The organism is Candidatus Bathyarchaeota archaeon (assembly GCA_026014805.1).
Classification (GTDB): Archaea; Thermoproteota; Bathyarchaeia; order Bathyarchaeales; family SOJC01; genus JAGLZW01.
The window spans coordinates 20,890-32,890 of record JAOZHR010000018.1 but is presented as its reverse complement, the minus strand read 5'-3'; the positions used below and the strand labels follow the sequence as shown (position 1 = coordinate 32,890).

Annotated in this window: 9 protein-coding genes; 3 read left to right on the top strand and 6 right to left on the bottom strand. The window is 44.8% G+C overall.

Features of this window, described 5'->3' with window-relative positions; genetic code table 11:
* Positions 1-1,258: cohesin domain-containing protein (locus NWE91_04500; GenBank protein ID MCW3985654.1), on the bottom strand; the 1,258-nt coding region annotated here is incomplete at its 3' end.
* Positions 1,259-1,506: 248 nt separating this feature from the next.
* Between NWE91_04500 and NWE91_04495 the strand changes: the two genes are divergently transcribed.
* The gene (locus NWE91_04495; GenBank protein MCW3985653.1) at positions 1,507-2,175 is read left to right on the top strand and encodes a hypothetical protein; all 669 of its coding nucleotides are present in this window, start codon (positions 1,507-1,509) and stop codon (positions 2,173-2,175) included.
* A 53-nt stretch (positions 2,176-2,228) separates the two neighbouring features.
* On the opposite strand, the gene NWE91_04490 is transcribed toward NWE91_04495, so the two are convergent.
* Both NWE91_04490 and NWE91_04485 read right to left on the bottom strand, forming a co-directional pair.
* The gene (locus NWE91_04490; GenBank protein MCW3985652.1) at positions 2,229-3,230 is read right to left on the bottom strand and encodes an ABC transporter ATP-binding protein; all 1,002 of its coding nucleotides are present in this window, start codon (positions 3,228-3,230) and stop codon (positions 2,229-2,231) included.
* Between the two features lie 15 nt (positions 3,231-3,245).
* A complete protein-coding gene (locus tag NWE91_04485) occupies positions 3,246-4,208 on the bottom strand; it encodes an ABC transporter ATP-binding protein (protein ID MCW3985651.1) in 963 nt (320 codons plus the stop codon).
* Positions 4,209-4,340: 132 nt separating this feature from the next.
* On the opposite strand from NWE91_04485, the gene NWE91_04480 reads away from it, so the two are divergent.
* Positions 4,341-4,787, top strand: coding sequence for a hypothetical protein (locus NWE91_04480; protein MCW3985650.1), 447 nt, complete (start codon positions 4,341-4,343; stop codon positions 4,785-4,787).
* A gap of 57 nt (positions 4,788-4,844) precedes the next feature.
* On the opposite strand, the gene NWE91_04475 is transcribed toward NWE91_04480, so the two are convergent.
* From NWE91_04475 to NWE91_04465, 3 genes are all read right to left on the bottom strand, one after another.
* Positions 4,845-6,413, bottom strand: a complete 1,569-nt coding sequence (locus tag NWE91_04475) for an ABC transporter permease (protein MCW3985649.1) — start codon at positions 6,411-6,413, stop codon at positions 4,845-4,847.
* 8 nt (positions 6,414-6,421) lie between these two features.
* Positions 6,422-7,411, bottom strand: coding sequence for an ABC transporter permease (locus NWE91_04470; GenBank protein ID MCW3985648.1), 990 nt, complete (start codon positions 7,409-7,411; stop codon positions 6,422-6,424).
* Positions 7,412-7,637: 226 nt separating this feature from the next.
* Positions 7,638-9,869, bottom strand: coding sequence for an ABC transporter substrate-binding protein (locus NWE91_04465; GenBank protein ID MCW3985647.1), 2,232 nt, complete (start codon positions 9,867-9,869; stop codon positions 7,638-7,640).
* A 266-nt stretch (positions 9,870-10,135) separates the two neighbouring features.
* Between NWE91_04465 and NWE91_04460 the strand changes: the two genes are divergently transcribed.
* Positions 10,136-12,001 carry an aldehyde ferredoxin oxidoreductase family protein gene (locus tag NWE91_04460; protein MCW3985646.1) on the top strand — a complete coding sequence of 622 codons (1,866 nt, stop codon included), beginning with the start codon at positions 10,136-10,138 and terminating at the stop codon, positions 11,999-12,001.

Genomic DNA, 12,001 nt, shown 5'->3' with positions numbered 1-12,001 from the left:
GGTTCAGTGTGCCACTTATAGCGGTTAGGTGGTAGTCAAAGTAGAAGCCAGTGGTTGTGTCGTTCAGTATGAATTGGTCGCTTGGGCTAAGCACGCCGTCGCCGTTGTCCTCCCAACTGAGCATCTCGAAAGGTCCAGCTAAGAAGTCTGGAACCAGTTCATAATAAGTAGTGCCCACTGGGTCGGCAATATTGATTAGTCCACCGATTGAGTCAAATGTGAACGCGCCTGTGTAGGTTGTTGGGTTCTTCAATGTGACGGGTGCACTTGGTGGAGGATATTCTGTTGACTCGTAGGTTACGTTGAATGTAACGCTGAACATTTTTATCTGCCCATATGGAGCAGTGTGAGGTTCACCGTATCCTATGAATGCCACGTGTGCTGTTCCTGCCACATTGTCAGTGTCGTTTGCAGTTACAAAGATGCCTCCGTGAGGCCAGAAGTCTGTGAAGTTTCCGTCAGGGTCGATAGTTATGTCTATCGCCTTTATCAAGGTCGAGTTGAAGTTCATGTATACGTCGATTCCGCCGACGTCCCAGTAGGGATCCAAGTCGGTGTCGCCTGCTCCCAGCAGCCATACATCGTAATCGAATACTTCACCAAGGGCTGAGGCTTCATAGGATACTGGGTCTATCTTCAGCAGAGGCCACGGAGGAATAACTCTTTCAAGATACCAGTGTTTAATCACACCGTCCTCGCTATTGAATCCGAGTGAACCACCACCGCCTGCAGCAAGGTCAATTGCCACGAAGTTCAGGTACGTGTAGAAGAACTGTAGGGGGTCGCCGAAGGGCAGGTTAATTGCCCTGAAAGTCATTACGAAGGCTGTTCCGCTACCGTTGAAGGATGGTGCTGGAGCCAGAGAGCTGCCGGCCAACCAGTACGTTCCCGCTGTTTCGTTAACGTCGTCTTTAAGCCAGAACGCTGCCGCGTGGATGATTCCTGCGTAGGGGCTTGGCGGAATAGGATTTGGATAATCTTCGACAGTTCCAGTTTTTTCGTGACTTACGTATTCAAGGTAAGTCGTGTTCCATGCTATTTGAATGTCCAAACCGTAAAGGTTTGTAACGTCTTCGACTACGCAAGCAACGGTGAACGTTTGACCGTTACTCGTGAGTTCGGCTTGTGGTGAGGGTTGAGGAAAGAACCTGACAATGGTCGTCTGTGCAAATACTGAGGGTGTTAGTGCCATGAATAAGCTGAGCAAAAGTGTCGATGTAAGCAATATGCTAATAGCTTTCTCCATCTTTAGTTTCATCTATTTTTTTCTCCTTTCTCTTCAGCAATTATTACAACTACCACTTCTATAATTAAAGGTTTCTGGAAGATTTCTCTATTATCTAATTTGTCTAGAAAACCCCAGCAGTACATGCTTACCGACACCCAGCACAAGCACACATGCTAATCACCAAACAAGCATACTAAACAAAAAAACCACACCATCAATCAGAAAGACTTAATATCAAAAGCGTCTTCGATTACCTAAACAAACACTAAGGTGATAAATTGAGAAAAATTCCACTCAGTGTTGGGTTCATCATTCTGTTCGCAGGAATCATAATCTTTTCATTGGCTAATCATGCCATTGAAACTCCTGAGAACCAGCTAGTGGAAATAGTTAAGGATCTACGTTACGGACAATGGAAAATCTCGAAGCAATTTGACAGGGGTGAAAAAATATTTGTAGCATTTGCAGGACCTAAACTGATAGACATCCCGAATGGCGTTCCGGCTATCGCTAGAATTTGGATAAACATCACCGATCCAACAGGTGGTAATACCACTCTGAAAGCTGATTTTCGGGTAAACTTAGTCACAAAAAGACCAGAACTCAATATTACTCTTGAATCAGAAAGCGAAGGCCTAATTGTCGATAAATCTAAACTGGGAACCTCCAATGATTCTCCAGAGAATCTAGGCGGAGAGACACAACACGACGGCAATTACACAGCATACGTGTACAGCTATGGTATCGCAATGGCAAGGTATTATTACCCTCCTGACGCACACTTGCCACACCTTGACTTATGGAGAATAGTTTTGAAAAAGGAATACTCTTTTGGCAACCTTCTGCCAGTTGGAGTAGCATTGATCGTCGGAGGCGCTTTCCTATCTATCTGGGCGGCGAGTACCAAACAATCATACAAGTCACGAAGAAAAGATAGACAAAAATGATCTAACGCACATGCTTAAGCCTCAACTACAAGCAACATAGAAAGAAGAAAGTGTTATTTTTCTGAACTGTAAAGGTGACAAGCAACGTAGTGGTTCTTACCAACATTGATCAACTGCGGTTCTTTCGTACGGCATATATCTCCTATGTAGGCAGGACAACGAGTATGGAATCTGCAGCCAGAAGGCGGATTAATGGGACTCGGAATCTCTCCCTTGATAACCGTTTCAACACGTTTAGCCGTAGGATCAGGAACTGGTACAGCCTCAATCAACGCCTTTGTATAAGGATGAAGAGGCTCAAAAACAACCTTTTCCGTCTCACTCATCTCCATGATTTTACCCAAGTACATTATGCCAAGACGGTCACACATATGACGTGAAAGGGCTAAGTCATGGGTTATGTAGAGGAACGAGGAAGCATATTTCTCCACCATGGAAATCATAAGGCGCAGGATTTCAGCTCTAATAGAGACATCAAGCATGGACACAGGCTCATCTGCAACTATAAACTCAGGGGTTATAGCGAAAGCCCTTGCAACGGCGACTCTTTGCCTTTGTCCCCCACTGAGTTCATGAGGATATCTTAGGACAAACTTCTGGGGAGGGGTCAATTCAACATCCTCCAGCACTTGATTTACTCTTCTATCTACCTGATCCGGGGTGATTGTTTCCTGCAATAATCTCAAAGGCTCAGCAACTATGTCTCTTGTAGTCATTCTAGGGTTTAACGACTCATAAGGGTCTTGAAAGATTATCTGCATTTTCCGTCGAAACGATTTCATCTCGGATTCTGGAATTGACGTAATGTCTTTACCTTTAAAGTAGATTTTTCCACCAGTAGGTTCAATTAGTCTCAGTAAAAGTCTCCCCGTAGTGGTCTTTCCGCTACCGCTTTCTCCAGCCAAGCCGAAAATTTCACTCTTTCTTATGTCAAATGAAACGTCATCCACAGCACGTACAGCCAGTTCCTCCTTCGAAAAAACTGTTCGAAAGAACCCCACCTTAATGGGAAACCACTTTTTCAGATTTTCAGCCTTTATTATTAGATCTTCCATGTGTTGCATCCTCTTTTAGTCTTTAACCAAATGGCACGCTACAAAATGATCCTTTGATATTTTGAGCAGTTTAGGCACCTCTTTCTTACATATATCCATGGCGTATTTACATCTCGGGTGAAATCTACACGCAGGAGGTGGGTCAAAAAGGTCTGGTGGGGAACCTGGAATGGATATCATTTCTTGCTTTTCAGCGTGAATACTTGGAAAAGATCCTATCAGATCTACAGTATATGGGTGCAATGGTTTCTTGAAGATTTTCACGATGTCTCCGTGCTCGACTAAGTATCCCGCATACATAATACAAATCTTCTGACATATCTCGGCAATCATTGAAAGGTCATGGGATATCATAATGATTGACAAATTCAATCTATCTTTTAGCTCTCTCATCAATCTTAGAACCTGTGCTTGTACAATAACGTCTAGAGCTGTTCCTGGCTCGTCGGCGATGACCACATCTGGATTGTTACACAGAGACATAGCTATCAATGCTCGTTGTTTCATTCCCCCACTAAACTCGTGAGGAAAATTATCTACTCTTGAAGCGTCTATCCCTACCATTTCTAGAAGTTTTGCGGCTCTTTCTTTTGCTTCTTTCCTGAATACTTCGGGTTCATGCAATCTAATGGCTTCAACGATTTGATCGCCTACTTTATAAAGTGGGTTCAAAGCGTTCATGGCGCCTTGAAATATCATTGATATCACCTTCCATCTGATGCGTTTCCGCATTTCAACCTCGCTCAAGCTGACAACGTCGGTGTTTCTCACCAAAATTTTTCCATTGATTATTCTACCATTTGAAGGTAGAATTTTAAGTAAAGAAAGAGCGACAGTGGTCTTACCGCATCCAGACTCTCCTGCCAACCCCATGGCTTCTCCCTTTTCCAGTTGAAAACTAACGCCTTCTACAGCCTTTACATATCCTTCGCCTATTAAGTAGTAAGTGGACAAATTCTGAACGTCAAGTATCGCCATGCTTGATCACTCACATCTTCTTGTTTTTGCTATCAACAGATCTTAGATCTTATAGAGTAACAAGAAGTATTGTTTATATAAGCTTTAAGCCATGCAACTCCTCTTCTTGAATTTGTTTGTCTTGTTTCAAAAATGCTTAAAGGGAAGCATTACTTTAGCAAAAGAGTGATTAGAAAGGAGGAATGCTGCACGGAAAACCGATACACTGGTAGAAACGTTGATCTCATGCTCTTAAGTGAATGGGTTGAGCGATTCTTTGAGAAGAAACTTTTTAGGACAATTAGAGAAGAGAAGACAAAAGCGCAAAAAATTACTGCCAGACCTACATATGTACATGAAGTTTTAGACAGAGTCACCGTTTATATTTCTGGAGACCCAAACGATTTTGTGTTGCAGTTTATTACTGGGGCCCGTTCCAATTTGTTCGTGAAGCTTGGTCGGCTCACAACTTTGTTTGGTGGCGGGATTGCATTTTTGCGCGGTGTCAAATCGCAAGAAGCTGAAGAAAAGCTTGAGAGAAACTTCTGGACTTACGTGAATGAAAAAATTGATTTCATAGCTGGTTCAGCTCGCACCTGAAAAGCCAGATGACGTAGATCTCCCTTTTATCGTGGGTGGCTAACGAAGGCTTTTGTGCTAGCGTCTTTTCCTCAGCCTTGGGTTCAAGATTTCGTCAAGGGAGAATCCCATTAGGATGAAAGCCATTGCCATCAATGCGATTGCGAAGCCTGGAGGTATCACCCAGAACCAGTATTCACCAATTCCTTTTACAACAGCCGTTTGGGTCTTGCTGAAGTCGAACAGCATTATGCCCCAAGAAGGTATAGTGATATCGCCCAGTCCAAGCCAAGCTAGGGATGCTTCCGCAATTATGGCGCCTGGAACAGATGTTGCCAATGAGATGTACACTAAAGCGAATACGTTAGGAACGATGTGGCGGAATATTATGTAGCTTTTGTTTGCTCCGGCGGCTTTGGCGCTTTCAATGAATGGTCTTTCTCGCAGACTAAGAGTCATAGATCTCACAGTTCGTGAGAAGCCCATCCACCCCATGAATATAAGTACGCCTATTATGTTCCAGATTGATTTACCGAGCACTGTAACTAAAACTATTAGCAGCGGCAAGCCTGGTAATACTAAAAGAAAGTCTGCGAATCGCATCAGTCCTTCATCAACCAATCCGCCCACGTACCCCGAAACTAGCCCTACAATCAGTCCAATCAATACAGAAAAAACTGCTGTGAGAATCCCAATCATAAAGGAGATTCTAGTTCCATGCACTAACATAGTGAAAAGATCTCTTGGGGATGCCTCGGGGAACGACGAGGTACCCAGCAAGCCGAATGCTTCACCATACAATATTACTTGCAAGTTGTCAACATAAACTCTTAAATCGGAATTACTGCCTTCCGGATCGAAGATCGTAACCACGAACTCGTATGTGTAGTTCCCGGCTTTAGTGAATGTTGTTTCTTCTATTATAGACAGATCTCCTAGCGTAGTTCCTCCTTTGCTGTACCATTTTGTCTCGTTCGCTTCACCTACGAGTACGGGTTTCGGTAAACTAATCGTTTTAACAAGAATTGCGTCTGGTTCATTCCCTCTGCGAAATTGGATACTAATCTCAATGGGGAAATCGAGTATTATGGGCGTTTTGTTCTCTACAGAGAGAGAGTAATGGTACCAGAACGACTGTGGATTGTTTTCATAAGGATATTCGAAGCTTTTGGCAAATGTTATGCTTGCCTTACTATCCTGAGGAGCAGCTTGGCCTTCTTCACGTTTGTATAATATCTCGATGCAACCATCATTGTTGTGTTGACCTCTTGTTTCGTTATATTGCACTGAGGTGTATGTAGGATTGTAGATTGGTACCCATTGTTCGAAGGCCGTTCTTGAGGTTAATTCATGATTTTCCGTCAGTTGAAAGCTTTCTGAAAGCTGATGCATACCCAGAACTGACTTGTACCATATTGGAACGCAAAGTTTCTCAGCTTGCTTTGGTTGCTCACCGCCGGGGTAATATCCGGGCCACTTCGGGTTTAGCGGGTCTAACGGTGCTATGAGCGGAGCAAAGATGGCCACAACGGCGAAAAACATAATGATTCCTATTCCAAGTACGCCTCGTTTACTTTGCTTATATAGATTCCAGAAACCCTTGAACCTTTGAATCTTGAAGGAAAATTGTTCTTTGCGTGATGGCATATTTGATTTCACCCATACTTTATTCGCGGATCTATTACACCATATAGTATATCTGCTAAGAAGTTTGCTACGATTACTAACAGCGCCATTACAAAGAAGAATGCTTGCATTACCGGCATATCGTTCCTTTGTATGGCATTCCACACTAGTAATCCCATGCCTCCATATGAGAAGACTGTTTCAGTTATTATGGCTCCAGATATAAGGAAGCCGAAGGTTAATGCAACACTAGTGATCAACGGCAATGAGGCGTTTTTCAAGACGTGTTTGAACAGAACTGTTCTTTCGGGCAGTCCTTTGGCTCGGGCTGTTGTCACGTAGTCCTCGGTAATTGTTTCGAGGACCGTGGCTCTTGTTAGGAGGACCCAGCCACCGAACAAGAAGACGAAAAGGGTTGTTGCTGGAAGAATAATCATATAGAGGCGGCCGGCAACATATTCTATTATAGAACTCGGGGGGTGAATAGCCCAGATTTGAGGTTCAACTCTCCCCACTTCAAACCAACCTAGGTAGACGGCGAAGAAGGAAAGCGCAAGCCAGCCTATCCAGAATACTGGGACCGAATATGTTCCCAAGGAGGCAGTGACCAATAAAGTGTCTAGGGAGCTTCCTCTTTTATAGGCGGCTATTACGCCTAATAGGATTCCTATTATCATTGCGCCAAGTTCGGCAACGCCCATGAGCAGCAAGGTATTGGGCAATACCCTCACTATGTCGTTCCTGACATAGTTCCTTGTTTCATAGCTGTATCCAAAATTCCAAGTGAACATGTTTTGAACGTATATTATGTATCTTTCATGGAGGGGCTTATCAAGACCGTATATCACCTTTAGTTCTTCAAAGCGTTCCTTAGTCATTTTACCTCTCAGATCTTGTACATATTTATCTAAAGGACTGCCGGGCATTAAGTTGAAAAGAAGGAAATTTACTGTCGCAACCAAGAAGATCAATAAAATCATGTAGACTAATCTTTTGGCGATGTAAGATTTCAAGGCCATCGATAGTCACCGCTAAAATTAGAGTCCAGCTTTGTATTTAAGCTTTAGTTTCACGTTCACAGAACATTCACGTGTACGCGTGTTAACGAAAACTTATTGGATATGACTTTCACTTCACTAAAAAGGAGCGAGCTTAAATATGCGCACTATTCTTCAATTCAAAAAGTCGCTTAGAATTTCTTAAAGAAATAAAAAGGGGAGGTGGAGTTGTTCTCGTTCTATTTGCCTATGGAGGCACGTCGAATGATTGGCCGTATCTACTGGCGATGGTGACGATGTCGTAGATGTCAACCTTGCCGCCTTCAGGCGCCACGTCTGCTCCTGCGAACCAGTTGGAAGAAGGTATGCCTGTTCCTTGAGAACCGTAGGCACCAGCTGCAAAAACGATGTCGTAGATGTCAACCTTATAGGCGCCGTCTGATTTCTTGACCCAGTCAATCTCGCCCAGCAGAGGTTTCTCCATGTAGAAGAATGCAGACTTTTTCAGCGATAAGCTGCCACCTATTCCACTTGTGAATGCAGTTGCATACCACGCACCAGCTCCTTCGAAAGAGTCCGTCCATGGCAAGTTGCCAGGTGTAAATCCTTTTCCATCTTCCGCGCTCCAGTAGTTTATGACAAGAGTTCCAGTGCGAGTTGTATTCACCCATACATCAGCATGTCCCAGAGGACCTTTGCGTTGTATGTGCCATTCTGAGCCGCGAGTTAGCGACACGCCGCCGACGGATATATCGACAACCCAGTATACTTTGTGGCTTAGACCCAGAAAACCAGCGGGGCCAGTCCAGCTTCCGCTCCAAGCACGGCTTATGTTGCTCAAACTACCCTTTTGAAGCAGGTTAAATGACTTGAAGGGTGGGGTAGCGTAGTAGGCGTTCCAATAGCTGTAGGAGTTGAAATAGAGTTCAATAGTATGGGAGCCGATAATGTTGAGGTGGTGAATGTCTGTAACGTCTACAAAGAACCAGCCGTCTCCAAGTTGGAAGTCGTACCAGATGCTGACATAAGCGTTAGTTGCGTCAACGTTTTCTAGCTGGTTACCAGTCACGGGTTCCACGAAATAAGCATCAGTTCTAAACGTGTATGTGACTTTTGTCTTGTTCTCATCACCTGGAGAAGCAGCAGTATCCCACCATGTACCAACAAGCCGCTCCGTGACTAAGCCGTCTTGGTCGGCTGAAAGGTCATATGGGGGTACATCGACGCCGCCGTACATGTTCATCCGTTCAAGGTTTTGCCAGTCGTAGTACCAGCTTGAGTAAAATATGTTCATGGCTGTAGGTGCACCTTTAGGTCCATATCTGATGGCTGAATCGTCTACCTTGTAGGCGTTCACGAAGGTGTAGCCGTTTTCGGGCCCAGAGCCTGCCATGTTAACGACGCCTACTAGACTCTTGCGCCAAGGCCAGAATGATTTTGCGCTGAACAACGGGATGTTCACACAGATTTCTGTCATGTATCCTGCAGCGAGTTTGGTGTAGCTGATAGCCTCGTCATATGTGGCGGGATAACGACAACCGTCAAGAAGCGTGTCGAGGTAAGGATGAGTGCCATTGCCCGTCACGTAGTTAGGTCCGTAGGAATACGTGAATTCAGAGTGGTATAGACCGTGAAGAGTTACTGGTGGGAATCTTCCCACACTCCAGCCGCCGGTGTACATGTGGTAGTCAAAGGCGCCCATCACTTTGTCGTAGAGACCGCCCATGTCAGCCTCGAGGGCATTCACGGGGATACCGTGTTTCCTCATGTTACCATAAGTCAGCCTTCCAGCCTGAAGCCTACGAGTGTCGTCGGTTCGCACGCAAACTTCCAAATTGTCCAAGTCCTGTCCAGCCTTGGAGTGGCCTGCAGGATAGACTCGAATGTACTCAGCTGAGCCTGGAAAAGCAGCATCGTGGTATGGGTTCGGCGTCGTGCCCTGTAGGAATCCCTCTCCATCCAAAGCGTCAGCCGCTGCAATTGGGTCATACTCGTACGGATAGAAGGGAAACATCATCGTTTCGTTTCCCCAAGCCCTAAATGGCGATGCAATCATCTGGTCATTTCTTTCAGCGAATCCGCCACAAGCCTCGTCTACAACCCATTCCTTGTCGGTCAACCACGCCATGGCTTGCCTAAAGCCTGTGTAGTTTGTAGGTGAACGTACCCCTGGGTACGTGTCGATAGTAGCGTTGTTGTTGACGTCATGCTCGTAAAATCCCATGTCAGCAACAGCGCCGAGAACGATGTTAGCGTCGGCACTTGCATCCACATACAAGTCGGCTGTGATCTCATAACCAACAGCGTCAATTTGGTTAGCCTTCAAGGCTGCGTAAGCTGACTCCACGTCACCGTAGTAATAGACAATAAGATCGTCACTTCTTGGACCTTTCTCCGCTAATGTAGGAAGTGGAAAGACAGATATCATCAGTAAAATCGAAGCAAATAGAATAGCAATAGAAACATTTTTGGTATTCATTTTTTCTTGTTCTCCTTTCTTTTTTTCAGCAATATGCAAATAAGGTACTTCCTAATAAAAAGGTTTCTGGAACATTCCTCTATGTAAAATTATGGAAAAAAATGCGTTCCCAACATTCTTTTGCAGACGAGGACTATCATGCTGCGCTCTCATATACTTGTCTGCTGTAAGATTTTCAGAGTTTTTCCCGAAAAAAGAAGAAACTTTTTTACATAAGTGTTTATCATAGTGTTTGCTAAATATGGGGTATAATTGGAGGAAAGAGTTTGTCATCTTACGCAGGGCGGATATTACGTGTTGACCTTTCAACCGGAAAAGTCGATACAGAACCATTGAAAGAGGATTTGGCTAAGCAGTATATTGGAGGCATAGGACTTGGCATCCGTCTGCTCATAGACAACTCTAAGCCGGGTACTGATCCTTTCAACCCGGACAATCCATTGATTTTCGTAACGGGCCCTCTCAGCGGCACCATGGGACCGACTGCAGGAAATGGCTATGCAGTGGTATCGAAGTCACCTGCAACTGGAGGAATAGCTGAATCTAAAGCTCACGGTTTCTTTGGGCCTGAATTGAAACGAGCGGGCTATGACGCTGTAATCTTTACAGGGAAATCTGAAAAACTCGTGTACGCGTGGATCGACGACGACTCGGTTCATCTCTTGGACGCTCAGCATCTGAAAGGAAAATCACCATACGAAACAGATGTGGCCATCAAAGAAGAACTAGGTGACTACTACATTCGCGTATCGGCAATAGGCGAGGCAGGAGAAAAACTCGTCCGTTTCGCATCAATCATAAATGATGAGTTCAGAGCAGTTGGAAGAACTGGCATGGGCGCTGTCATGGGTTCCAAAAACTTGAAAGCCGTAGCAGTCCGCGGCACAAAAGATGTAAACGTTGCAGACCTCGAAGGATTCAAAGAATTCATAAAAATGATTCATGAACACATGAAAGGCCCAGCAACCAGAAAATACAGAACCCTGGGAACACCTGAAAACGTCCTCGTTCTAAACGCTCTAGCAGCCTTACCAACACGAAACTTCACTCAAGCCACCTTTGAAGGAGCAGAAAAAGTCAGCGGAGAATACTTAAACGAACATTACATCAAGAAAATCATCGGATGCGCAACATGCGCCATGCGCTGCGACCATATTGCAGTAGTTCCAGAAGGCCCATACAAAGGATCCACTTCAAGAATGGAATTCGAATGCCTATGGGCACTAGGACCAAACTGCGGTGTCGATCGCTTGGACGCCATCATTGAAGCAATGCGCTTATGCAATTATTATGGCATCGACGGGATCTCTACAGGAGTTATTGTCGGCTTCGCAATGGACCTGTATGAAAACGGAATTCTCACAAAGGAGAACACTGACAATATGGATCTCCGCTTTGGAAGTCATGAAGCACTCATAGAAATGGTGAAGAAAATCGGTGCTCGAGATGGCTGGCTGGGCGACGTACTCGCAGAGGGAACCAAGAGGGCGGCTGAAAAAATCGGCAAGGGCGCCAAAAAATATGCCTGCCACATTAAGGGTTTAGAGCTGCCTGGCTATGACATAAGAGGCTTGAAGACGGCAGCCTTGGGATTTGCGGTTTCCTTCCGAGGGGCTTGCCATCTTCGATCAGGTGCTTACTCGCCTGACGTTAAAGGAAAAGTGAATCGCTTTGTCATTGAAAAAGGAAGAGGAAAAATAATCATGGAAAATGAAGACGTGTACAACGTTATTGATTCTCTCATATTATGCAAGTTCTCAAGGGGCACATATTACGACGGCCTTGAAGACATGGCAAAGTACTATACTCTCGCAACAGGTATCGAAATAACCGTTGAAGAACTGAAAAAAGCAGGTGAAAGAATAAACAACCTAGCAAGACTCTTCAACGTCCGAGAGGGTGTCGGAACGAGGGAATATGATTCTTTGCCGCCAAAGATAATGACAGTACCCATACCTGACGAGGGAGTTGCAAAGGGAAGCGTTGTCAACCAAGAGGAGTTTGACTTGGGGCTAGATGACTACTATGAAGTGCGTGGATGGACAAAGGACGGCATTCCCACCATTGAGAAACTCAACGAGCTGGACTTAGGCGAATTTGCTCATATAGTGAAGAAAAAAGGAGAGAAGTAA